General features: G+C 45.6%; 23 protein-coding genes. 9 read left to right on the plus strand and 14 right to left on the minus strand.

The annotated features are described in order from the left end of the window. Positions 1–99 precede the first annotated feature (99 nt). Together AC5YBZ_RS06410 and AC5YBZ_RS06415 are read left to right on the plus strand one after the other, a co-directional pair. A complete protein-coding gene (locus AC5YBZ_RS06410) occupies positions 100–927 on the plus strand; it encodes an ion transporter (RefSeq protein ID WP_494519529.1) in 828 nt (275 codons plus the stop codon). Positions 928–967: 40 nt separating this feature from the next. Next, positions 968–2,479 carry an MATE family efflux transporter gene (locus tag AC5YBZ_RS06415; RefSeq protein ID WP_475516414.1) on the plus strand — a complete coding sequence of 504 codons (1,512 nt, stop codon included), beginning with the start codon at positions 968–970 and terminating at the stop codon, positions 2,477–2,479. Between the two features lie 82 nt (positions 2,480–2,561). Here AC5YBZ_RS06415 and AC5YBZ_RS06420 read toward each other — a convergent pair whose 3' ends face one another. After that, positions 2,562–2,810 (minus strand): DUF2986 domain-containing protein, encoded by a 249-nt coding sequence (locus tag AC5YBZ_RS06420; protein WP_494543584.1) that lies wholly within the window; start codon positions 2,808–2,810, stop codon positions 2,562–2,564. Positions 2,811–2,929: 119 nt separating this feature from the next. On the opposite strand from AC5YBZ_RS06420, the gene yqfB reads away from it, so the two are divergent. The 3 genes from yqfB to AC5YBZ_RS06435 all read left to right on the plus strand — a co-directional run bounded on the left by yqfB (position 2,930) and on the right by AC5YBZ_RS06435 (position 7,206). Continuing rightward, positions 2,930–3,259 (plus strand): N(4)-acetylcytidine aminohydrolase, encoded by a 330-nt coding sequence (yqfB, locus tag AC5YBZ_RS06425; protein WP_475516416.1) that lies wholly within the window; start codon positions 2,930–2,932, stop codon positions 3,257–3,259. Positions 3,260–3,450: 191 nt separating this feature from the next. After that, positions 3,451–5,628, plus strand: coding sequence for a catalase/peroxidase HPI (gene katG, locus AC5YBZ_RS06430; RefSeq protein WP_494543585.1), 2,178 nt, complete (start codon positions 3,451–3,453; stop codon positions 5,626–5,628). Positions 5,629–6,231: 603 nt separating this feature from the next. Then, positions 6,232–7,206 carry a nucleoside hydrolase gene (locus AC5YBZ_RS06435; protein WP_475516418.1) on the plus strand — a complete coding sequence of 325 codons (975 nt, stop codon included), beginning with the start codon at positions 6,232–6,234 and terminating at the stop codon, positions 7,204–7,206. 166 nt (positions 7,207–7,372) lie between these two features. Here the strand turns inward: AC5YBZ_RS06435 and rbsK are convergent, their stop codons facing one another. The 3 genes from rbsK to AC5YBZ_RS06450 form a co-directional block, all read right to left on the minus strand. Next, on the minus strand, positions 7,373–8,536 hold the full coding sequence (rbsK, locus tag AC5YBZ_RS06440; protein ID WP_475516419.1) for a ribokinase: 1,164 nt from the start codon (positions 8,534–8,536) through the stop codon (positions 7,373–7,375). Positions 8,537–8,769: 233 nt separating this feature from the next. Continuing rightward, positions 8,770–9,195, minus strand: a complete 426-nt coding sequence (locus AC5YBZ_RS06445) for a hypothetical protein (RefSeq protein WP_475516420.1) — start codon at positions 9,193–9,195, stop codon at positions 8,770–8,772. A 212-nt stretch (positions 9,196–9,407) separates the two neighbouring features. Then, positions 9,408–9,764, minus strand: a complete 357-nt coding sequence (locus tag AC5YBZ_RS06450; protein ID WP_475516421.1) for a glutathione S-transferase N-terminal domain-containing protein — start codon at positions 9,762–9,764, stop codon at positions 9,408–9,410. Positions 9,765–10,121: 357 nt separating this feature from the next. On the opposite strand from AC5YBZ_RS06450, the gene AC5YBZ_RS06455 reads away from it, so the two are divergent. From AC5YBZ_RS06455 to AC5YBZ_RS06465, 3 genes are all read left to right on the plus strand, one after another. Then, on the plus strand, positions 10,122–10,826 hold the full coding sequence (locus AC5YBZ_RS06455; protein WP_494543586.1) for a DUF445 domain-containing protein: 705 nt from the start codon (positions 10,122–10,124) through the stop codon (positions 10,824–10,826). A 116-nt stretch (positions 10,827–10,942) separates the two neighbouring features. After that, the gene (locus AC5YBZ_RS06460; RefSeq protein ID WP_110456258.1) at positions 10,943–11,293 is read left to right on the plus strand and encodes a VOC family protein; all 351 of its coding nucleotides are present in this window, start codon (positions 10,943–10,945) and stop codon (positions 11,291–11,293) included. Between the two features lies 1 nt (position 11,294). Next, the gene (locus tag AC5YBZ_RS06465; RefSeq protein WP_119979014.1) at positions 11,295–11,648 is read left to right on the plus strand and encodes a 5-carboxymethyl-2-hydroxymuconate Delta-isomerase; all 354 of its coding nucleotides are present in this window, start codon (positions 11,295–11,297) and stop codon (positions 11,646–11,648) included. Between the two features lie 46 nt (positions 11,649–11,694). Here the strand turns inward: AC5YBZ_RS06465 and AC5YBZ_RS06470 are convergent, their stop codons facing one another. The 6 genes from AC5YBZ_RS06470 to purM all read right to left on the minus strand — a co-directional run bounded on the left by AC5YBZ_RS06470 (position 11,695) and on the right by purM (position 19,725). Further along, positions 11,695–13,023, minus strand: coding sequence for an IS4 family transposase (locus tag AC5YBZ_RS06470; protein WP_494543587.1), 1,329 nt, complete (start codon positions 13,021–13,023; stop codon positions 11,695–11,697). Positions 13,024–13,157: 134 nt separating this feature from the next. Then, entirely contained in the window at positions 13,158–14,819 is a 1,662-nt protein-coding gene (gene asnB / locus AC5YBZ_RS06475) for an asparagine synthase B (RefSeq protein WP_494543588.1), read from the minus strand. Between the two features lie 398 nt (positions 14,820–15,217). Continuing rightward, complete coding sequence (locus AC5YBZ_RS06480; RefSeq protein ID WP_494543589.1) at positions 15,218–16,912, minus strand: M28 family metallopeptidase; 1,695 nt, start codon at positions 16,910–16,912, stop codon at positions 15,218–15,220. Between the two features lie 204 nt (positions 16,913–17,116). Further along, entirely contained in the window at positions 17,117–17,863 is a 747-nt protein-coding gene (locus AC5YBZ_RS06485) for an HAD-IIA family hydrolase (protein WP_110456254.1), read from the minus strand. A gap of 180 nt (positions 17,864–18,043) precedes the next feature. Next, entirely contained in the window at positions 18,044–18,688 is a 645-nt protein-coding gene (gene purN, locus AC5YBZ_RS06490) for a phosphoribosylglycinamide formyltransferase (RefSeq protein ID WP_494543590.1), read from the minus strand. Then, positions 18,688–19,725 (minus strand): phosphoribosylformylglycinamidine cyclo-ligase, encoded by a 1,038-nt coding sequence (gene purM / locus AC5YBZ_RS06495; RefSeq protein WP_494519521.1) that lies wholly within the window; start codon positions 19,723–19,725, stop codon positions 18,688–18,690. Before purM ends, purN begins: the two co-directional genes overlap by 1 nt. Before the next feature lie 212 nt (positions 19,726–19,937). On the opposite strand from purM, the gene upp reads away from it, so the two are divergent. Continuing rightward, positions 19,938–20,564 (plus strand): uracil phosphoribosyltransferase, encoded by a 627-nt coding sequence (upp, locus tag AC5YBZ_RS06500; protein ID WP_110456250.1) that lies wholly within the window; start codon positions 19,938–19,940, stop codon positions 20,562–20,564. A 115-nt stretch (positions 20,565–20,679) separates the two neighbouring features. Here upp and AC5YBZ_RS06505 read toward each other — a convergent pair whose 3' ends face one another. The 4 genes from AC5YBZ_RS06505 to AC5YBZ_RS06520 form a co-directional block, all read right to left on the minus strand. Continuing rightward, complete coding sequence (locus AC5YBZ_RS06505) at positions 20,680–21,297, minus strand: acyltransferase (RefSeq protein WP_494519520.1); 618 nt, start codon at positions 21,295–21,297, stop codon at positions 20,680–20,682. A gap of 2 nt (positions 21,298–21,299) precedes the next feature. Further along, positions 21,300–22,037, minus strand: a complete 738-nt coding sequence (gene tsaA, locus AC5YBZ_RS06510; protein ID WP_494519519.1) for a tRNA (N6-threonylcarbamoyladenosine(37)-N6)-methyltransferase TrmO — start codon at positions 22,035–22,037, stop codon at positions 21,300–21,302. A gap of 108 nt (positions 22,038–22,145) precedes the next feature. Next, on the minus strand, positions 22,146–22,532 hold the full coding sequence (gene rcsF, locus AC5YBZ_RS06515; protein ID WP_494519518.1) for an Rcs stress response system protein RcsF: 387 nt from the start codon (positions 22,530–22,532) through the stop codon (positions 22,146–22,148). A gap of 1,569 nt (positions 22,533–24,101) precedes the next feature. Then, entirely contained in the window at positions 24,102–24,494 is a 393-nt protein-coding gene (locus AC5YBZ_RS06520; RefSeq protein ID WP_494519517.1) for an H-NS histone family protein, read from the minus strand. Between the last annotated feature and the right edge of the window lie 226 nt (positions 24,495–24,720).

Consider the following 24,720-nt stretch of genomic DNA (forward strand, 5'->3'; position numbering starts at 1 on the left):
ATCATACCTTATTTTAGATTAAGCTGGATCAGTTTGTTGAACCCATTATTATGCACATATTCTCCGCTGCTGATACATATAAAAGGATGTTAATTTCTGATGAACGCCACCCCTGAGTTGTCTCGCCGCGAAAAATTACGCGATATCATTTTTGGTACCGATACTAAGGCTGGCCGCTATTTTGACTTGGTCTTAATCGTTTGTATTGTCCTTAGTGTGGCGTTGGTTTTCCTTGATACTATCGAAAGTGTTAATAGCCGCTACGGCACATGGATCCGTATTGCCGAATGGGGCTTTACTGGCATTTTCACCCTCGAGTATCTACTGCGCTTATACTGCTCGGCGAAACCTTGGCAATATGCTCGCAGTTTTTACGGGGTTGTTGACTTGTTATCCATATTACCCAGTTACTTGGCGCTATTTTTCCCTGGTGCTAACTTCACCTTAGTGATCCGAGTGCTGCGCTTGTTCCGTATCTTCCGAGTGCTTAAGCTACTGCGGTATTTAAGTGAGGGAAATGTTTTACTGCGGGCGATGATGCAATCGAGCCGTAAAGTATTCCTGTTTTTCTTTTCGGTCAGCCTGATTGTGATGGTGTTGAGTGCGGTTATGTATGTGGTTGAAGGGCCGGAAAATGGTTTCTCCTCTATGCCTCAATCCATCTATTGGACCATAGTGACCATTACGACGGTGGGCTATGGTGATATCACCCCGCAAACGCCGCTTGGTCAAGGTATTGCCGCTTTTACTATGTTGATAGGCTATTCCATTATTGCCATTCCAACGGGGATCTTAACCTCCGAGATCTCTCAAGAGGTGGTGCGTAGAAAAGATCTCCGCCGCTGTAGTAACTGTTTAAAGTCGGGCCATGAGTTAAACGCCCTATATTGTGATAAGTGCGGCAGTGAGCTTGAGACCGATCTTTAATCTGCAATATTGTCTATTTTACCCTCTATAAAGGATACACATGACTAACGCAAAGTTTGTCGAAGGCCCGATAATGCGCCACATCTTGGTGATGAGTTCCACCGCCGCTATCGGGATCTCGGCGTTATTTGTGGTCGACCTTATCGACATCTTTTTTCTCAGCTTATTGGGAGAGCAAGAGCTAGCTGCAGCAGTTGGGTACGCGGGTACCATCTCATTTTTTACTACCTCTATCGGTATCGGATTGTCCATCGCATTAGGCGCGTTAGTGTCAAGAGCCATAGGCGCCAAACAGTTTGCCCAAGCTAAGCGATTGCTGCTCAATAGCGCGGTGGTAACATTACTCGTGGCCATAGTGGTCGCTATGGTGGTGACCTATTTTATTCCCGAGCTTATTGCGTTAGTCGGTGCCAGTGGTCGCACCGCGCAGTTAGCTGCTGATTACCTATATATCTTGGTGCCTTCGATGCCACTAATTTGCCTAGCGATGGCACTTGGCGCCGCGCTGCGCGCCGTGGGGGATGCTAAGTTATCCATGATATCGACACTGGCCGGTGGTGGCGTCAACCTGATTTTTGACCCTATCTTTATCTTCTTATTTGCCATGGGAATAGAAGGTGCCGCGCTGGCGTCGGTGCTGGCGCGTGTGGCTGTTCTCATTATTGCCGCGCGCGGCGTCATGGTTAAGCACCAGTTGGTCGGCAAGTTTGATTTAACCGCCTTTAAGCAAGATCTTCGCCCCATTTTTGCTATTGCCGGGCCGGCAATGATGACCAATATTGCAACCCCTATCGGCAATGCGGTCGTTACCCGTGCGATTGCCGATTTTGGTGACAGTTATGTCGCCGCTTGGGCGGTATTAGGTAGACTCACGCCAGTGGCCTTTGGGATGATATTTGCGTTGTCCGGCGCGGTCGGCCCTATTGTGGGACAAAATTTTGGCGCGAGAGAGTTCGATAGGGTGAAAGAGATCTTAACCAAGGCGCTGCTGTTTTGCAGCGTTTATGTGATCTCGATATCGCTATTATTATTTGGACTTAAAGAACAGATCATTGTGATTTTTGCCATGCAGGGTGATAGCGCCGAACTGATCCGTTTTTTCTGTAGTTATATTGCGGTGTTCTTCGTGTTTTCCGGGGCGCTGTTTGTGGCTAATGCATCATTTAATAATTTGGGTAAAGCCAAATACTCAACTGTGTTTAACGTGGGGAAAGCGACGCTGGGGACGATTCCATTTGTTTATTATGGTGCGCAGTGGGGTGGGGTTGAAGGGGTCTTAATTGGCCAAGTGTTGGGCGCGATTGTGTTTGGTGTCCTCGGCGTGTGGACCGCATACCGACTCGTTGATAAGGTGCAACAGCAGCAAATTCTGTTAGTGGGTTTTGAGGTAAATACCGAGTCAAGGCCTCTCGATGACGAACTGAGCCCATCGAGTCCTAATCCATTATCATCATCTTGTGCTCAAATGGCGCAGCTGAGTGAAGAGCAAGATTGCGAAGCCAGTAATCGGGTCTCAGAGCTCATTACGGGTAAACCAGTGGTTAGAGACTAGTGTGATAGAACGTTGGAGGGGGTAAGTTCAAGGCGTCCGAGTCTGAGGTGGTAAAAGACCGACGCCTAGCAAGGTGAGGCGATTAAGCTTGAGTTTCACTTTCAGTGCTGGTTGGCTCTGCAGGTTGGTCACTGGCCTGCTCGTTGTCGCTCGCTTCTGTTCCATTTTTGGTAGCATTGGCTTTGGCAGCTAATTCAGCTTGTTCACGAGCGAGCTCTTTGGCGCGATCGCCTTTAGATATATACTTCTTGATCGTAGGAGCCGTATGCTTGTTGAGACGCGCTTTAGCACGTTTTGCGGTCTTTTTGATTATCTTCTGTTTTCTGTTCATTGGCTCCACCTTAATTAACTCAAAATAGGGCTTAGCTTCGAGAGAGCGTAAACCGGGGGCGGATTTTAACTCAATCTCAAGCAGGCGGCTATAGGCAAACATTCTAATCGAGACAATTTATGACAATTAATCCTGTAAGTGAGATCACTTTTTTTGAACGCTTTGAGGCCGATATTCTCTCTGGGGCGAAAAATATTACCTTAAGAGATGAATCAGAGTCCCATTTTAAGGTTGGCCAAGTGCTGCATGTTGCGACCTTTGAAGATAACCGTTGGTTTTGCGACATTAAGGTTAATCGTGTCGAGACGGTCGCGTTTGATGCACTAAACCTTGAGCATGCAGCGCAAGAAAACATGACACTAGATGAGCTAAAGCAGGTGATAAGAGCAATATATGGCAATATTGATCAATTGTATTTAATTGGTTTTGAAGTGATTAAACGCCAATAATCCGCTGTGGTTTTGCTGCGGTTTAAAGAGGGCTGCCGCTCTCCAAAGAGTAAGGAGTACAGCACTTATCTAATCGGTAAAGTCTATCGCAACGATTGATAGACTTTACTGGCCAAAAGTGGGGCTAAGGTACTATAAATAATAGACCTTTATAACTAACCTGTTGTAAAGCAGGGAAGGAGATAGTGCTCATGTCTAACAGTAAATGTCCGATGCATCATGTTGCAGGAAGTGGCACAGCAAATAAGGATTGGTGGCCAAACCAATTACGGCTTGAGATGTTGACTCAACACTCATCCAAGTCTAACCCCATGGAGGAGGGGTTCGATTATGCCAGTGAGTTTAAAAGCCTAGATCTTAAACAAGTTAAGCAAGACTTACACACCCTGATGGGAGATTCTCAAGACTGGTGGCCGGCAGATTTTGGCCACTATGGGCCGCTGTTTATTCGTATGGCATGGCATAGTGCCGGTACCTATCGAATTAGTGATGGACGCGGTGGCGGCGGCCGAGGTCAGCAGCGATTTGCGCCGTTAAATAGCTGGCCAGATAATGGTAACCTCGATAAGGCGCGCCGCCTATTGTGGCCGGTTAAACAAAAATATGGCCGTAAGATCTCATGGGCTGATTTAATGATCTTAGCGGGTAATGTGGCATTGGAGTCAATGGGGTTTGAAACCTTAGGTTTTGCCGGTGGTCGCGAAGATGTGTGGGAGCCAGAAATCCATGTCAATTGGGGCGCAGAAACCACTTGGTTGGCCGGAGACAAACGTTACTCTGGTAATCGAGAACTCGACAACCCTCTTGCTGCAGTGCAAATGGGGTTAATTTATGTCAATCCTGAAGGGCCTGATGGCAATCCCGATCCCCTTGCTGCAGCCCATGATATTCGTGAAACCTTTGCCAGAATGGCAATGAATGATGAAGAAACTGTGGCCTTGATTGCCGGTGGGCACACCTTCGGTAAAACTCATGGCGCCGGAGATGCGGCCTTAGTTGGTCCTGCGCCAGAAGAGGCCCCCATTGAGTTACAAGGACTCGGTTGGCACAATCGTTTCGGAAGCGGCAAAGGGGCCGACGCTATAACCAGTGGACTTGAAGTGACTTGGACTCAATCACCGACTCGTTGGAGCCATCACTTTTTTGAAAACCTATTCGGTTACGAATGGGAATTAACCAAGAGCCCGGCTGGCGCACACCAATGGCGCCCTATAGGTGATGCGGGGGCTGATGAGATCCCCGATGCACACGATGCCGGTAAACGCCACGCGCCATCAATGTTGACCACTGACTTATCGTTACGCTTTGATCCGGCCTATGAGAAAATATCACGACGTTTCTTAGCCCATCCCGATGAATTTGCCCAAGCATTTGCTCGTGCTTGGTTTAAGTTGACGCATCGCGATATGGGGCCACGTGCTCGTTATTTGGGCGAAGACGTTCCATCAGCAGAGATGATTTGGCAAGATCCTATTCCTCAAGCCGATTATGAGAGCATCGATAGGCAAGATATCAGCGATTTAAAACAGGTCATTGAAGCCAGCGGACTGAAGATATCTGAGATGGTGTCAACGGCATGGGCATCGGCAGCTACGTTTCGAGGCTCAGATAAGCGGGGTGGCGCCAATGGCGCAAGAATTCAATTGGCGCCGCAAAATGGCTGGCCTGTCAATCAACCCCAACAGTTGTCGAAGGTTTTGGCAACTTATAGCCAAATTCAAGCCGACTTTAATCAGGCACAAATAGGTAAACAGGTCTCCTTGGCCGATCTTATTGTGCTAGGTGGTGGTGTCGGTATTGAACTTGCTGCGCGTCATGCTGGGCGTTCTATCAGTGTGCCCTTTACTCCAGGACGCACAGACGCCTTAGCCGAACAGACTGATATAGACTCATTTGCGGTACTCGAACCCGTTGCCGATGGGTTTAGGAATTATCTTGATGATAATCTCAAGGTACCCGCTGAGGCTTTATTAGTTGATAAAGCGCAGTTAATGGACCTAACGGCACCAGAAATGACGGTACTATTGGGTGGTATGCGAGTGTTGTCTACCAATGTGGATGGATCACCGCATGGGATGTTGACCGACAGGCCTGAAATTTTAACCAATGACTTTTTCACCAACTTGCTGAGTATGGACACCGAATGGAAACCCACATCCAGCGATGAAACCTTATTTGAAGGCTTTGATCGTGCAACGGGTGATCTTAAGTGGACAGCCACCCGAGTGGATTTAGTATTTGGTTCAAATTCAGTGCTCAGAGCCTTAGCAGAAGTTTATGGCAGCGACGATGCACAAGATAAGTTTATCGATGATTTTGTTGCGGTGTGGCATAAGGTGATGGAGCTAGATCGTTTCGATTTACGTTAGTATTTATTGTACAAAAAGTACGACTTAGACGGCTCAACTCATTTAATTTATGACGGATAACTGCTATGACAATAAGATGCCTAGTAGCATGAGCCGGCTCATGCAAGGTGCCGCTTAGTTTAAGCGGCACCTTGCATACTGACATTTTTGTTTTGGTGCAGCGGCGATAAGTCTGCAATATCTAGGGTGTTAAACGTGGGAGGTGGTGATAAAACTTTACGTTGATAATGTTAGTGATTAAGGGTGCTGTAGAGGAAGGTTAACGGATGGATTTTTTATCCAGCGCAAAGGCGCGAATATGTTAGCATGCACTTAAGTGAACCAATATGTTCACTTTCAAGTACAAGTTTGATGGCCTATCACACTTAAGCCATGATTATTTTTGTATAGTGCTCGGTGCGTTTAAACGTCGTAATTTGTCTGTATCCGCCTGAAATAGACTTCGAATTTCATGTTGTTTTCCTCGAAGTCTTTGTTAACTCAGTCGCAGAACATTCAGCCATATCGAGCACATTAAACCAGTGATTCACTGACGTAATGCGATTGATATAACACCCTATAGTAATAGTATCGATTTATCTAATTAGTAGGACAGTGATCCCCATGACAACTAAAATTATATTAGACACAGATCCCGGTATTGATGATGTAATGGCGATTCTGTTTGCCCAAGCGCATCCTGACATTGAACTTAAAGCCATCACTACGGTTTATGGCAACGTCACTATCGAAAATGCGACACATAACGCTTTATATCTTAAGCAAAAATATAAACTCCAAGCCGATATAGTGACTGGTGCGAGCAAGCCTATTGTACGTCCTCCAGTCGGCCCAACTGTGGTGGTTCATGGCGAAGGGGGGTTTGGCGATGTTAAAGTACCCGCTGAGGTAGAAGGCCAAGCGGATCCACGCCCAGCCTATCAGTACATTATCGATGCGGTTAAAGCCGAGCCTGGTGAAATAACCCTAGTGGCTATCGGTCCGTTAACGAACCTCGCGTTAGCGCTACAGGCTGACCCTACGATCGTTGATTTGGTCAAAGAAGTGGTCGTTATGGGCGGCGCCTTTGGTGAAAATGATCACCGCGGTAATGTGACGCCATTTGCCGAAGCCAATGTACATGACGATCCTCATGCAGCCGATATGGTATTTACCGCTTCATGGCCAGTAGTCGTGATTGGTTTAGATGTAACAGAGCAAAGCTTTTTCACCCGCGATTATCTTGATCAGTTACGTGACGATGCGGGTGAAGTTGGCCAGTTTATCTGGGACGTCAGCCGTTACTACTTAAAGTTTTACAGTGAAAAAGTGGGTTTAGAGGCGTGCCATGTGCATGATCCTTCGGCGATCGCCTACGTGATTAACCCTGAGTTATTTACCTTAAGAGAAGGTCCTATTCGGGTGGTTACCGACGGCGTTGCAGAAGGCATGACCATTCAGAAGTTTGATGGTCGTACTTATCTACACGATGATTGGATGGATCACGCGCCGCAAAAGGTGGGCGTTGCGGTCAATGATAGTGAATTATTAGCCTTATATCGTAGTAGCATTATTGATTATGCTGCTAGTTTAAAATAAGTCGTTAAATTTATTATCGGTCGCTTGATACTTTAAAGGGTTGACCGTTAAAAAAGCGCAGTTACTACTGCGCTTTTTTTATTACTTTTTAATGTAAATTAATAGCTAAGTTAGCGCTAGGCTGAGCCATTAAGGTTGATTGAGACCATAGCGTTTTGATGGAATACTAAGCGTTAAGCCTTGCCGCGACCAGAGAGGCGTCAGGCATGTTTGCCGCACCAAGGCGCTCAACCGCTAAGGAGGCATAGGCGTTGGCGTATTTAGCCGCATCATGTAGCGTACTGCCCTTGGCAAGCTCGGCCACTAACGCGCCATTAAAGGCATCTCCAGCGCCAGTGGTGTCGACCACCGCGCTTTTTAACACATCAACTTGGGTAAATTGGCCATTTTCATAGAGCAATACCCCATCAGCACCACGGGTGATCACCACCGAGGTGACTCCTAAAGCATGTATCGCGATAGCGGCTTGTTTAGCGCTCTCTAAATCTGAGACTTCAATACCAGTCATTAATGAGGCTTCGGTTTCATTGGGGGTTATCATATCCACCAAAGGCAGTAACTCAGGGGTTCTGTCATGGTATGGCGCGGGGTTGAGGATCACTTTAGCGCCACTCTCTTTGGCGATGCTCATTGCCAACTTGATAGCATCAAAATTGGTTTCAAGTTGGGTAAGAAACAGCTCAGCATTAATAATATGATGCTTGGCAGTTTGCACTTCATCGGCAGTTAGGGTCATATTTGCGCCTTCATTCACCGCAATCATATTTTCGCCGGCTTGCTCGCTGACATAAATGAGCGCGGTTCCTGTAGGGCTGGTGGATGACTCGACAATAATGGTGTTGTCTATGCCTGTACTGCTCAGGTGTTGGCGGGCAAATTGACTAAATTGGTCGGTACCAATTTTGGTCATAAAGGTAATGTTAGCGCCATTTTTAGCAGCAGCATAAGCTTGATTGGCACCTTTGCCACCGGCGCCAATACTGCTACTACTTGAATGCAGCGTTTCACCGGGTTGAGGGAAGCGTTCTAGGTTCGCAACGATATCGACATTGAATGAGCCAAGTACAAATACATTCTGTTTCATTTTTTTTAATCTACCTTGGGTTGAATCGAGTCCTAAGGTGTCGCTCAGCAAGTTGTGTTCTATCAGTTGTGCCAGCATGGCATCCAAGCTGTACTTTTTGATATCCACCCCTTCAGACTGACAGACGCCGCCATGAATTCGTTTTACTAGGCCGTCTTGTTCCAGTTGGACGAGATCACAGCGAACCGTTTTGGCTGTCACTGCGAGTAACCTGGAGAGTTGTTGGTTAGATAGCTGTTTATGCATGCTAAGTAGCTTGAGAATAACAGCTAGCCTTTCATTTCGACTTAGTTTGTTCATAGTAGAATATAGTTGTTCTGCTGCAGATAAGTTGTGATAAAGATGAGAGCTTAACATGTAAAACGAACGGTTTGGTTCGTTTTGGCGTTAATTTTCGTTATTGGAGCGTATTGACGCTAGGAATAAGAGCGTTTGCTAGAAGCTCAAGAGGGGAATATTGAGCCATAAAACAGGTGGCTTTATGGGGTAAATATATCGATATCTTGAGCCGTAGCGCCTTCATTACACTCACCACGGATCTCGCCTCGACCTAGTTCGATAATGCGGCTTAATTCAATATAACCCTCGCGGCAATATCCAGTCATCGCAATGGTTTTGTCGAGCCCTAATTCAATTTGCTGTGTCCAATCAGACAGATCGGGAGGTGTGTTCTTTTTTCTGCTTTGCTGGCGCTCTATTTGCCTTGTCTGCAGATACGGTCGCTCTATGGTCGGCAATGTGGCGTATTTTATTTTATAGGTGAATAGTTTAATGCCATCGCCTGTAATTTGGGTCTGAAATTTGTCTTCCACTTTGATATCAAAGTCATCAACGCTGCGCTGACTAGCGGTGCATGCGGACAGTATTAATAATCCGAATAAAACAAGCGTATTTTTTATTTGCATGATTTTTATTGTCTTTATATGCATGGTATTAAAGTATGGCTCGAGGATAACGTAAATTGGGCTGCTTAGCACCTATGGCTAAAGTCTCTGGCGAGGTAAGGTGATTAGCGCACTTAGGTGGAGGGAATACCATTAACACAGGCAGGCGCCCTATAAGTTGATGGTACAAATCATGCGCGTTAGTCATTACTGATTAACGCGCTGGTCAATCATTATGCGAAGCGTTGGTTAAGATAGTTAATGATGTCTGAAGATTCATACATCCATTGTACTTGACCGTTTTCCTCTATGCGTAAACAGGGCACCATGGCTTTGCCGCCTTGCTTTACCAGTGTTTGTTGATGCTCGGTTTGTTTGGCATCGACAGTCGCGATATTAAGGCCTTGACGACGAATAGTACGGCGCACTTTGACACAAAATGGACACGCAGGATATTGATATAACTGAATTTGGCGAGTCTGCTCATCAATTTTGGTTTGTTCTGCTATCGGGCGCTGACGCTTCTTTGGGGCAAAAATGAAATTAAAAAACAGAATAATACGACCTAATACCCAACGAACGATAAACATTGACAACATCCTCATGTAATTTGATGGGCGTGATTTTAACCTAAGTGTGACCCGGATCAAAGTGATGATTGATCTGGCTGTGTTATCGGGGCCTTGAAATAACACTTGTTTTGGGTTTGCAGCACTTGTTGATGCGCTAATCATTAAGGCATGCCGATAATGGCGGAACAAAGGTCAACGTGACTTGATCTTAAAAGCCTAATCCCCATGTTATCTCCATGCGTTGTGGTGGAGTAAAGGCCGTTTGTTACTCAATGGCTTATGGAGTGGCTTATGGTAAGATACGCGCGGTTTTTTATGCATCAAAACAGGTTATCGATAAGTTGTCGTCACCTTGGTAGTTGGAGAGAAGAGACGTTGAATAAGAGTTTTATTACAAATTTATTGGCTGGCGCAGTGATGGCAACAGGCTACTTATTGGCTTCCCCTGTGATGCTCAATATCGGATTATTTGCCCTGTCGGGCGCCTTAACCAACTGGCTTGCTATCCATATGCTGTTTGAAAAGGTACCCGGTTTATACGGCAGTGGGGTGATACCCGCACGGTTTGAAGAGTTTAAAGCGGGCATTGCCCATTTGATGATGGAACAGTTTTTTACCGACGAGAATATCGATAAATTCTTGTCTCAGCAGGGCGATGGTGCGTCGCACATTAACTTAACCCCTATCATTGAACGCGTGGACATGACCCCCGCATTTGACGCGCTAGTGACCACGGTTGAACAATCATCTTTGGGCGGCATGCTCGCCATGTTTGGTGGCACTGATGCCATTGAACCATTAAAGGCGCCTTTTATTGAGAAGATGAAAAACTCACTGATAGAGATCACTCAAAGTGATGATTTTTATGCGCTATTAAAGCAAGAGATTGAGCAGCCTGATGTATTGGCCGAATTGAAAGCTAAAATCACCGCGATAGTACACCAGCGTCTTGAAGAGTTAACCCCACAACTGGTGAAACAAATTGTTCAAGAGATGATAAAAAAACACTTAGGGTGGCTTGTCGTGTGGGGTGGGGTGTTTGGTGGTTTAATTGGTTTGGTCGCCGCCTTGATTGCCTAAGTAAACGCTTGGATGTCGATAAACAAAAAGAGAGCTTAGGCTCTCTTTTTGTTTAGTCATTAACGTGTTATCTGTGTTAATGTTTTATCTACTGCTATCGACAATATGAGGCGATTATGGACGCTCCCTTAAGCATTAATTATTTAGAAATTCCGGTGTTAGCCATGGCACCCACTAAAACGTTTTTTAGTGACGTGTTCGGTTGGCAATTTGTCGATTATGGTGACAGTTATAGCTGCTTTATTAATGCAGGCATAAACGGCGGCTTTTACTTAAGCGAACAGCACTTTGACTTAAGCCAAGGTGCGCCCTTGATTGTGATCTATTCGGCGCAACTGACCCACACATTGGCCGAGGTGGAGCGGGCGGGAGGCGTGATCTCCAAGGCGATATTTTCCTTTCCCGGCGGCCGTCGTTTTCACTTTAAGGACCCCAACGGTAACGAATTTGCGGTTTGGTCACAATAATATGCCACATTGTATCATTGAGTATTCGGCGCCACTGGCGCAGCAGTTTGATATCAACGCCTTAGTCCAAGCCGTGCATCAAGGGGCGATTAATTCAGCCTTATTTGAGTCATCGGCCATTAAGTCGCGTAGTTACGCCAGTGAGCATTCACAAATCGGCATGTTAGCCGATGGCAGTTTTATCCATCTCACTTTTCGTATCATGCCCGGACGCACTGATGCGCAAAAGCAGCATTTAACCCAGAGTGTCTATCAAGCCATGGCAAGCTTAACCGCTTCGGTCAACAGTATTACCATGGAAGTACATGACTTGGTGCCTGAGCACTATTTTAAGCGCAGCATACCTTGCGAATAAGGTTAGGATTATCGACATAAAAAAGAGACCTTAAGGTTAATGCCAGTCAGTTAAGCTGATTGGCATTTTTCTTTTTATGGGGATATTTGCTTGGTTTTGACTTTATAGCCCTTGGGTACACCCTATCTTCTCGTTTCGTTGGTAGCTCGAAGTTACCTAGCATTTCTATCAGTTGCTCGTAATGTTTGGGTAAATTTCCTGGGCTCATCAGTGGTAATCTTGCTAGGTAACTTAGTATCGTACTCGCACAATTACTGAAGCTGAGGCGATTGGCCCATATTCCTTTTCTTGATGCGGCCTCAGTCATTGCTTGACGCATCAGGTTGTAGCCAAGTAGTAAGCCCCAAAGTTCCTGTTCTACCATCTCTGATTTTTTACTTCTTAGCGTATACTCGCTGTTTAGTAGGGTTTGTTTCATCTCTCTGTAGCCAAGCTCTATTTCCCATCGATGATTATATAACTCAACGATGTCAGCACTTGGAAAGCGTAATGGGTCGACCATTGAGGTTAATACCTGATGCGTCTTACCTTTTATTGATTTTGTCACCAGCCTCGCTTCTATATGCGTCGGTAGCGCTGGGTTTTGTTGTCTGGCTTGGGCGGTTATTGCCAATTTCACCTGTTTATCTAACCGGCCATTTGAGTGTAAAACCTCGTACTGAAGCCCCTTTCTCGCAGGGATTAACCAGTGCCGCTCTTCACCACCTAGTTGCCATTGATGTAGCAAGTTTAAGGAGTAAAAACCTTTATCGAACATCGTGAGACTATGGTCTGGAGTTGACTGTATGAGCGCTTCTGCTAGCTTCATTTCACTCGTTTTATAACCATCAAACGCGCTATTTATCAGTTGATGGCTAGTGAGCTCCATATGACACACCATACGAACCTGAGGAAATGAGGTGTCACCATGTTGATTTGATGGTGAGCCAAAAGCATTACGATTATCAGCGGTGTCTTGAGTGCGCCAGACTACACCATCAACGGCTAATAAATTCAGTCCACACCATGTCTCAAATTGAGTGTTGCTATAGTAATGTTTTGCCATCATTTGAAAGGCATTTTTCATACTCTGCACACCTAACCTCTGGCGCCCTTGAACAAGAGCACTGGGGGCAATGAGCTTCTTTTTACCTGGTAGCATCAACTCCATATGAGTCGCAAGCTCCCATACAGACTGTTGTCGGTAAAAACTCATACCAATGACAGACCACATAACTGCATCAAGGGGTAAGCGACGTTTTCTTACTGTGGCGACCCCCGCAGTTTCAAAGGCTTGCTGGATGATGTTTTCATCCAATAAGTGATTAAGATTGGTAAAAGCTGTGGCTTCTTGGTGGTATTCAAAAGCGGTGCAGAAAGCTTGTTCTAAAGTCATAAAAAAATCCAATATCATTTCTGATATTGGATTTTGAAGCCTTTTAAAGATCGGTCAACTGATCGTTTATATGCTTAACTGATCAGCATTAACCTTAAGGTCTCTTTTTTAGTTTGCGATGTGATACTTATCGCTTAAGCATACGCGCTTTCATGTACCGACTGTACTGCACGGCCAGAAGGGTCGATGATGCCTTGTAAGCTCGCATCCCAAGCCAGCGCTTCAGGCGTCGAGCAGGCCACCGACTTGCCGCCAGGCACAGTTTCTGCTGCTGAAGGCAGTGGGAAGTGTTCTTCGAAGAAACAACGATAGAAGTAAGCTTCCTTCGTTTCGGGCGTGTTGTATGGGAATCTAAATTTGGCGTTAGCCAGTTGTAGATCGTCAACCTGCTGCGCCGCATGATCTTTAAGACCATCGATCCAAGAGTAACCTACACCATCACTGAACTGCTCTTTTTGACGCCATGCCACTTCTTTGGGCAGTTTGTGCTCAAATGCCTGGCGTAAAATATGTTTCTCGATGCGGCCATCTTTTGACATTTTAGCTTCAGGGTTGATGCGCATGGCGGTATCGATAAACTCTTTATCAAGAAACGGCACGCGAGCCTCGAGCCCCCAGGCCGCCATGGCCTTATTGGCGCGTAGGCAGTCAAATAGGTGTAGCTTGTCCAATTTACGCACTAACTCTTCATGGAAGGCTTGGGCATTAGGCGCTTTATGGAAGTAAAGATAACCGCCAAATAGCTCATCGGCGCCTTCACCTGACAATACCATTTTTATTCCCATAGCTTTGATTTTACGAGCCATTAAGTACATTGGCGTGGCTGCGCGAATGGTGGTGACATCATAGGTTTCAAGGTGGTAGATCACATCTTTAATCGCATCTAATCCATCTTGGAAGGTAAAGGTGATCTCATGATGTATGGTGCCAATGGCATCGGCCACTTTTTTAGCCGCCAGCAGATCCGGCGCGCCTTCGAGCCCCACAGCAAATGAATGTAACTGTGGCCACCATGCATCGGACTCGCCATCATCTTCGATGCGGCGTTTAGCAAAGGTTTGGGTGATAGCTGAGATGATTGATGAATCTAATCCACCCGATAGCAATACGCCATAGGGCACATCAGACATCAGCTGACGCTTTACAGCAGCTTCGAGGGCATCGCGTAGCTCATCGACGCTGGCGTCGTTGTGCTCTACTGCGCTAAAAGATTGCCAATCACGCTGATAGTACTGCTCGTAACCTGCTGGGGTCAGTAAGTGGCCCGGCTTAAATTCTTCCACGGTTTTACACACAGGCATTAGTGCTTTCATTTCAGATGCGATATAGAAGTTACCTTCTGCGTCGCGGCCGGTGTATAGCGGAATGATCCCCATATGGTCGCGACCAATTAAATAGGTATCTTGGGTTTTGTCGTACAGTACGAAAGCAAAAATACCGTTTAATTTATCTAAAAATGCGCTGCCATATTCTTGGTATAGTGCCAAAATCACTTCGCAATCTGAGTTGGTTTGATAGCTGTACTTATCGCCTAATTCAGCTTTGAGTTCTTTGTGGTTATAGATCTCACCGTTGACGGCAAGAATAAGCGTTTCATCGTCAGATAACAGTGGCTGTGCGCCATGTTCGATATCGACAATGGCTAAACGCTCATGGGCTAAAATGGCCTTATCACTGCTGTAGATCCCTGACCAATCAGGACCACGATGGCGCAGTAGTTTGGACATCTCTAGTGCCACTTGACGTAGTGGAGTCGCATCGGACTGAATATCTAAAATGGCGAATATTGAACACATAACAAAAACTCCCAAAAACTCACTTAACCTCAATTGCCAATCACTTTGACAGCATTTTATCGATTTGCCAAACCTATTTTTTAGTAAAACGTCGGTTTTATAGGTTTTTTAGTGACTATTTGCATGGTTGTTTGGGGTGTAAAATGATGATTGTTTATTTTAATGGCGATTTTTGTGGTTAATCACTATTTGGATCGGTTTTTTGATGCCGAGATTTTGACAATCTTAAATTGACTCGCAGTTTATGATGTTATGGCCAATGTTGATGGGTAAATGAGCTATTTGTATGGTGTGATGATTATCTATACAGCAAAGGCTTCAATGAGAAGCCTTTGACAATCTAGTGAGTTGAAACATGTCAGTAAGCGTGAGTGAGTCTGTGGCCTAAGCCACTAGCATTACTGCATGCCTTGGGCTGTTACATTTTCTGGCCTTTGCGGCGTGTTGGCTGCCTGGGTCTTGGCTGGGCGTAAATGGTGAAACTCAGTGCCCGGGTAGTAACCGGGCCAGTCGTCACTATTAGCAAGCGTTTGTGCTGCCTGATAGTAGACGCCTAAATCTTGCAGCGCGCCAGAAAGATCCCAATCGGCACGGTATTCATCGCACACATTGTGATAACAGCCTTTCATCTTTTCTTTCATTGATGCACGGTAGGCTTTAGACGCTTCATCGGCAGGGTCATTACCTCCACCGGCAAAGACGGCTGGTACACCATATTGGGCGAAGCTGAAGTGATCAGAGCGGAAAAAGCCACCAGCTTCAGGACGGGACTCGCTAACTGCGATACGTTGCTGAGTACTAGCTGCGGTTGCAAGATAGCTTTCCAGTTCTGATTTACCTTTACCTACTATGGTGTAATCACTGGTGCGGCCATAAATGTTGGTGCTATCTAAGTTAAATACCGCCACAGTGTTTGTTAAAGGGTAGAGTGGATTAGCAGCATAATAACGAGAACCAAGCAGACCTTGCTCTTCACCTGTGGTGGCGACAAAGGTTAACGAACGCTGCAAGGGGCTGCCCTCACTCGCTTGTTTGGCAAATTGGCGGGCAATTTCCAATATGCCAGCAATGCCTGAAGCGTTATCTAAGGCGCCATTGTATATTTGGTCACCCCCTTTACTGGCATCGACGCCGATATGATCCCAGTGGGCAGTGAAGAGGATCTGCTCAGCCTTAGCTTGGCTGCCCGGAAGCGTGGCGACCACGTTATAGCTGTTAGTGTATGTGGCTTGATTGGCAAAGGCGATATCGGCAGTTTTGTCCAGTGCCACATTGATGGGGCCGCTTGCGGCGCGGTCAGTTAATGTGGCTAGCGATAACCCCGCGGCGTCAAACAGTGCCTTGGCGTTTGTTTGGGTTATCCAGCCCTCAACTTGTACGCGCTGTGCTTGAGTGGCGCTGTCTAATACTAAATCTTGTTGAGCGCCGGTCCAGCTATTTTCTACCACAGACCAAGGGTAAGCCGCGGGCTGGGTATCGTGCACTATAATGGCGCCCAGTGCACCTTGGCGGCTAGCCTCTTCAAATTTATAGGTCCAGCGACCATAGTAGGTCATGGCTTTGCCAGTAAATTTCCCCGAATCGGGTAGGGCAAAACCAGGATCGTTGACTAAGATCAGCGCGATTTTTCCGCGCATATCAACTCCTTGATAATCGTTCCATTGATATTCTGGCGCGTTGATACCATAGCCGACAAAAACCAGTGGGGCATCCTTGATATTCACTTGTTGGTTATCGTGGCGACTGCTAAGCACTATGTCTTGACGATAATGCATTGTGATACCTGCAAGGCTAACTTGTTGCTGTTCGCTGGCGGTATAGCTCACCATAGGTACAGATTGCAGATAACTGCCATCGTTCGCCCCAATGAGTCCAGCCGAGGCAAAGGCGGTACTGAGATAGTCTAACGTGAGTTGCTCACCACGCGTGGTTGGCGCTCGACCTTCAAAGGCGTCTGATGACAGGGTTTGGATATCTTGACGAAATCGCGTTTCGTTAAACTCTGGCGTGTTTAACGCAGTGTGTATCTCTGTCGGGTTTTGGCTACAGGCGCTGAGTATTATCAGCGCGCATGCGGGCAGGAGTAATCGCATCTCATATCCTATTTTTATTGTTATTTATGACGGTAGTTTGAGCTTTATTGAGCGCGATCATTATGGTTCTAAGTGGTGTGAGTTGACATGAATAATGTCAGTGGCGCTCAATATTACTGCTGGGACATGATGGGGAAGATGGCACACTTTAGCAAGTGAGCCATCTGATTAAAATGTTACGCTTTATGACTATGGGTTGATTGATTAGATAACGTCGATGTCACCGGCGCAGTCAAAAATATGGTTAGGCCTAAAGGGCTCTTTTTCGATATCTTTGAGCTGACTGACACCGCTGGTCACTAAGATGGTTTCGAGACCTGCTTGGAACCCAGCTAAGATATCGGTGCGCATGTTATCACCGATGATAACCGTGTTTTCAGAGTGGCCATTGATGTGGTTGAGTGCACTGCGGATGATCCACGAGCTGGGTTTACCGACGCAAAAAGGTTTACGGCCGCTGATGCGTTCAATCGGTGCACACAAGGCGCCACAGGCAGGGCTATAGGCTGGGCCGTGAGTGTCTGGGTTAGTGGCAATAAAACGAGCTCCACCAGCCACAAACTGTGCGGCTTTATGGATCATGTCCCAGTTGTATGAACGAGTTTCACCAACAATCACAAAGTCAGGATTAATGTCGGTAATGGTAAAGCCGGCTTTGTATAACTCGTGAGTCAAGGCACCTTCACCAATGACATAGGCTTTATCACCCGATTGATGCTTAAGAAAGTCAGCAGTGGCCATGGCCGAAGTGTAAAAACAGGCTTCTGGAACATTGATGCCAGCAGCGCCGAGGCGGTTTTGCAGATCTTTACCGGTTTGTACGGGATAGTTGGTGAGGATGACTAACGGATTGCCCTGTTCTAGGATCCGCTCTATAAAGATATCACTTCCCGGGATAAGCTTGTTGTTATGCAGTAATACACCATCGATATCGCAAATTACATTTTTCATCTTTGCTTCCATGTGGCTAGCAGAAATTAACTCCTCTCCATCTAAAACCAATTAAGCAGTAAAAACAATACTCACAGGCCAATTCTTTAAGTGGTCTAGCAAAGATTGCCTGGGATTACGTGCAAGTAAAAAAAGAGACCCTGAGGTCTCTTTGTTATTTATGCTGTTAGCTATGGCCCGTTAATCGGCGGCATAGCCCATAACATCGAGCGGTTTACTGTCGAGATAGGCAGCGCCATCTTTCATGATTAGGCGGTTTTGACTAAACCATTTAACCACGAGTGGATAGATAGCATGCTCTTGCTCATGAACGCGCTCGGCAAGGGTTGTGGCATCATCTTCTGGGTAAATCGGCACTTTGGCTTGCAAAATAACCGGTCCAGCATCGAGCTCAGGTGTGACAAAATGCACGCTGGCACCGTGCTGACTGTCACCGGCATCGATTGCCCGCTGGTGGGTGTGTAGCCCGGTGTATTTGGGGAGTAAAGAGGGATGAATATTGATCATTCGCCCCTCAAATTGCTGCACAAACTCATCGGTTAATATCCGCATAAAGCCTGCCAGTACGATAAGATCGGGTTGATACTTATCAATAGCTTGCTTCAGGCGAATATCATAATCGCTACGGGTTTCACCTTGGTACGCTATCACACAACTGGTATCTATCTCACTGTGATGGGCACGTACAAGGCCATAAGCATCGGGTTTATTACTGATAACACCAACGACTTCGGCATGTACATTGTCATCACAGCCATCGATAACGGCTTGTAAATTACTGCCATTACCTGAGATTAAAACTAATACGCGACAGCACTGGGGCATTAGATGATCTCCACTTGCTCTTCGTCGCCATTGCGGCTAGCAATGTCACCGATTAGCCAAGCGTTTTCACCTTCAGCTTTTAGCAAACGTAAAGCACTGTCTACTTGATCTTGTGGCAAGGCGATAATCATGCCCACGCCACAGTTAAAGGTACGGTACATCTCAAATTCAGCGATGTTGCCATTGTCCATTAACCAGTTGAACACGGTTGGCCACTGCCAAGAATCACCTTTAACCACAGCTTTGGCATCATTAGGCAGTACGCGTGGGATATTTTCCCAGAATCCGCCGCCAGTAATGTGTGCCATAGCGTGGATGTCATTTTGCTCAAGCAGCTTAAGCAGCGGCTTAACGTAAATTTTGGTCGGCTCGAGTAGGTGATCGATAAGCGGCTTACCATCAAGGTCTTGCTGAGGATCGGCTTGGCTTACTTCAAGCACCTTACGAATAAGCGAGTAACCATTTGAGTGCGGACCGCTCGAACCTAAAGCGATAAGTGCATCACCGGCGACCACTTTAGAGCCATCTAGCACGTCTTCTTTTTCAACTACACCGACACAGAATCCAGCAAGATCGTAATCTTCGCCTTCATACATGCCAGGCATTTCGGCGGTTTCACCACCGATCAAGGCACAACCTGATTGAGCACAACCTTCGGCAATACCATTGACGACTGAGGTTGCCGTTGCAACATCCAGTTTGCCAGTGGCGTAGTAGTCGAGGAAGAAAAGTGGCTCTGCGCCAGCAACGATTAAATCGTTTACACACATGGCAACTAAATCAACGCCGACACTGTCGTGTTTTTTGTAATCGATGGCCAGTCTAAGCTTGGTACCTACACCATCGGTGCCAGAAACAAGAACTGGATGTTTGTACTTAGTTGGTAGCTCGCAAAGGGCACCAAAGCCACCAAGGTTGCCCATAACTTCTGGGCGGTGGGTACGTTTTACAGCAGATTTGATATTGTCTACCAGGGCGTTGCCTGCGTCGATATCAACACCTGCGTCTTTATAGCTTAGTTGGGTAGGAGTGCTCACGGAGGATCCTCTCGGGTACATCGTTATTGGATTTTTATGCGCCGCATTCTATCAGTTTGTGGAGGCGCTCGAAAGTGATGATTTTGAATATTGAAACGGACTTAGCTCACGATTTACCGTGTTTATAAAACTTTATGTTTTCCAATTTGGACAAATCTACTAAAATCGGTGCAATTTGCTCAAAAAACACAAATATGCATCAGGAGAAAACGATGAAAGTAGTCGAAGTTAAACACCCTTTGGTCCGTCATAAAATTGGATTAATGCGTGAAGGGGATATTAGTACTAAGCGTTTTCGCGAGTTAGCAGCAGAAGTAGGAAGCTTATTAACCTATGAAGCGACCGCAGACTTTGAAACTGAAAAAGTGACTATCGACGGTTGGAATGGTCCAGTTGAAATCGATCAAATCAAAGGTAAAAAAGTCACTGTAGTACCTATTTTACGTGCAGGCTTAGGCATGATGGATGGTGTACTTGAGCACGTACCGAGTGCGCGTATCTCAGTAGTGGGTCTTTACCGCGACGAAGAAACCTTGCAACCTGTGACTTACTTTGAAAAATTAGCCAGCAACATGCATGAGCGTATCGCGCTTGTGGTCGACCCTATGTTGGCAACGGGCGGATCAATGATCGCCACTATCGACTTGTTAAAAGCCCGTGGTTGCACTTCAATTAAGGCCCTAGTGTTAGTCGCTGCACCAGAAGGTGTTGCAGCACTAGAGAAAGCCCACCCTGATATCGAGCTATTTACTGCATCTATCGATGATTGCCTCAACGAGCAAGGTTATATCTTGCCAGGTTTGGGTGATGCTGGTGATAAAATTTTCGGCACTAAATAACATGCGGACGGTGTAAACCGTTTGGCAATAAAAAATCCGATGCCATTGGTCATCGGATTTTTTTTATTTTATTGTGTGCTATTGAGTGTGCTATTGAGCCGTAATGATTGCGCGATTAGGCTTTATCTCTTCTGTCGCCAATGACCTTAGCCGGATTACCCGCCACAATTGCATAATCAGGCACATCTTTAGTGACGATACAGCCCATGCCGACCACGGCGCAGTTGCCAATCGTGACACCATCGACGATGCCGGCTTGAGCACCTATCCATACATCTTTGCCGATAACGATGCCCTTTGAGTGGGCATTTTGCTGGTAGATGGGCATGGTGGGCGACATGCCATGATTAAAGGCGTAAATGGTGACGTTATTGGCGATGCGGGTTTGGTCGCCAATAATAATTTTGCCACGTCCACCATCGAGCGAGCAGCCGTGATTGATCGCCACCTCGCGACCTAAAATGATCGGCCCATGTAAAAAACAATCGGCGGCTATCATGCATTGATCGCCAATAATAATATCGCGTCCCGGCTCAGCAAACAGCTGCGCCTGTGGCGCAATAAAGCAGTGCTCACCTATGCTAACGGTTTCAACCGCCATCAGGTGCTGTTGAATGGCTGCTTGCCAGGGTTGAGCCCAGCTTAAATGTTTCGGCTTAAGTGAAAAATAGAGCCAAGGCATGTAAGCGAGACGCTGTTTGTGCTGGGCTTGATAATCGATAGCGTCAGTCATGGTTAGTCATCTAAACGGATTTTTTGCGCATTTGAAGGGCGGATCGCCTCCACGTGAATAGAACCATCTATCACTCGCCATAGAATATCTAAATCGTAGAGCGCCACCTGATATTGCTTGGGATCGGCCTTGGCTTTTTTATAAGCTGGGCGTGGATCTTGGGCTAGTACTCCTTCAATAATGGCTTGCAGGTTAGGATACTGGCTTTGTTGGTAATGGCTCAGTTGCTGCTGCACGGTATCGGTAAAATGCACCTTGGCTAACACTGGCGCATCATGGGCGATCCCGCCTTGGGCATCATCAATCGCATCTGAAAAAGGGATGTAAGGCTTAATGTCTATGATAGGAGTTCCATCGAGCAGATCCATCGCCGAGATCTCAAGCATCACTTTGCCTTTTTGCTGGTGGATCCCATGCAGTTTCACTACTGATTGCCCGATGCCGTTAGGGCGAAACGTGGAGCGGGTGGCAAACACCCCTAGCTTTTCATTGCCGCCTAATCTTGGCGGTCTAACTGTGGTTTTCCAGCCTTGAGCTAAGTTTTCATGAAAGCTAAATAGCAGCCAAATATGCGAGTATTGCTCTAATCCACGCACGGTATCGATATGATTAAATGGAGGTTGTAGTTCGACAAACCCTCTAGCGGCACTCACCAATCCTGGTTGTCTTGGAATGCCAAATTTTTGTTTATAAGGGGTGTGGCAGATGGCCACAGCCTGAATTTTGCTGCTAAAAGTCATTCTACTCGCTCGGTTAAGCGTAAGATAATATGAAGCTTGGCTTCATCGGTTAGGGGAGCTTAAGCCTGATGCAATAGGCTTAAGCTTACGTTGGTTCATGCCTTGGTTTTATTTGTCTGTGTTGGTTTGAGTCAGAATTGCTTGGCCTACGCACAGGGTTTGAGTTACGCAGGTTTTGCTGGGTTGGTCAAACATCACACACCGTTTAATGATCAGACCATTGGCACCTTTATCGGCGGCGGCGTAGCGCGCTGCGGTGCGTGCTGCACTTAATGATGCAGGCGCATCATTTGAACGTTCTTGGCAAGACTCGCCCTCGACCATACCTTTAAGTTCATAAGGCACTGTTGGCTCAGTTCCCTCTTGATAGAGGGTAACCTCTCCCACTTTAAAATAGTCGTTAATGGCTTGGCCATCTAAATTGCTATTAAAAGTGTATTCACTGGCGCAACCAGCAAGGAGCAAAGCAAATAGGGTAAGGGTCATCTTTTTCATGCTAAAGGCCTGTTTATGTTGAGGCTGTACAGTGTAAATTCGCCATTCACACTGTACTGTTTAAGAGGGAAATACTACCGCTTTAGTGACGCTTGATAAAGTTGTAGTTGGTGATTGTTGCCATCTATTTAACGATAAGGGAAATACACTGGCATAAATGAGTGTGGTAAATATCCTTAACGAGTCAATCTGTGCTTAGGGTGGTTAGGTTTTATGCCTAATGATGCACCAGCGTACTGTGTAGCGACAGTAAACACCATAATCCGTTTTTTCAGCATCGAGCATCGCAGGTGTCTTTTATGAACGGGATAAATGAGTTGACTATAAATACCATTATAATAGTGCTCTTCGTTCCCAAGTGTACATGTTTCTTTGATGTTGGCTCTGGTTGAATATTCGTTAAAACGGTTATTGGTGATAGTTTAATATTGGCAGGAGTAAACGGTTTTTGGCCTACGAGGAACGATGCTACCTTGTAGTCTTAGTCATGGGTAAACAAGATTAACAGCTGCAGTTTTAGTCAATACTTGAACCATCATCATTGAGTTGAATGAAATAGGGAGTCATTGGCTTTGAAAGCAGGAAATAAACTAATGGCTATGAGCATCACCAATAACCTAGTCACTGTATCTCTGGGGTGAAAAATAAGTTTGATTTACTGCTTAAAGCTCTTTGTTTAGGGGTGAATATTGGTAAACAATACGACCTTGTTGTTGAGTGACATGTCGCGAGTGTTAGACGCGATGCACTGGCACTCAAGTAACTATACTAACCATAATGACTACAAATCATAATTAACGATATCCCCCTCATTTTTATGCGTGTATTAAAACGCTTGTACTTTCGCAATTAGATGATACTTCATCAATGGAGAGTTGTTGTTGGGGCTAAGGACTGATGAATCGGCATTTGGGGATCGTTATCGCGGGTCATTATAGTGGATAGCTATTTGCTGTGAAATACTTGCAGAGAGTGACTTATGTTCAGTATTTCAGTCATCAAAGTATAATGAATTTAGGCTATTCATATTAAAGATAAACCGTCTTTACTACGGTATCGATAACAAGGATATGTAGTCTGTCCTTAACCTAAGTTAAATGTGGAAGTTATCAGTTAATTGAACTTGCACAATGCCGTTAGCAATGTAATTTGCTCTTGCTGTATTTGTATTCGGCATATTCAGTTGTGTAGAACGCAGCATAAGTTTAACGGAGCTTTAGTCGTCATCGCTTAAGTGTTTTACCTCTACTTATCAATTGCTTATCTTTTCTTGTTAAGTGGGGAACACTATATTACCGCGACTCAAAGTCATTTTTGTCGCAGTGGTATTGATATGGAGATAGGGCGATAAGATGTAAGACTAAATGGGACAGTTAAATCGTTAACGAGTCAATCAGGAGATACTAAGTAGAGTTAATCTATCTAGTCTAGATATCATAGAGGAGAGATTAATATTAGCTTTCACTTAAAGTTGACCCTGATTACAACAAAGCCAACACATCAAGTGTTGGCTTTGTTATGTATTGCCAGAGTCAATATAGGTATCTATTCTGGCGATATCGCAACTTACTAGATCAGAAACTCTTCTAAGCTGCGGCCTTTTTCTAGTTCGTTTTTAAATACGGTTGGCGTGCGGCCTTGTCCAGTCCAAGTGATGGTTTCACCATCGACTTCGATTTTATATTTAGGCGGACGTGGTGCGCGTTTTTTAGGAGCAGTTTTAACCGCAACAGCGCCTAAATCATCAACCGATAAACCGACGGCTTCCATCTGAAGACGGATCTCTTCAATTTTGGCATTACGCTCAGCCATCGCAGCGCTTTCTTCTTCTGCCTGCTTCTCTTTTTCGGTAATAATCTTTTCTAGTTTGCTAGCGACATCTTTTAAATCTTCTACAGATAACTCTTTTACCGCAGCTTTAAAACGACGGCCGTGTGTCAATATATCTAGAAATTCGCTCATATTATTGGTGTCCTGCTTAAATATAATTGTAAATAGGCTTATCACTGATAATAATAGAAACTAATATCCGCTTAATCAAACGAATTAAATAATTATTTTGCTATATATTGTAATTTTATTAATGCAGAGCCAAATTGCATTAAAATTGATATGAAAAAGTGAACGTAATCACTTTTATATTGGTGTTTTGTTGTCATTTTCTGTTTGTAGATTTCTCGTTGCGTTC

The organism is Shewanella sp. 553 (assembly GCF_059338375.1).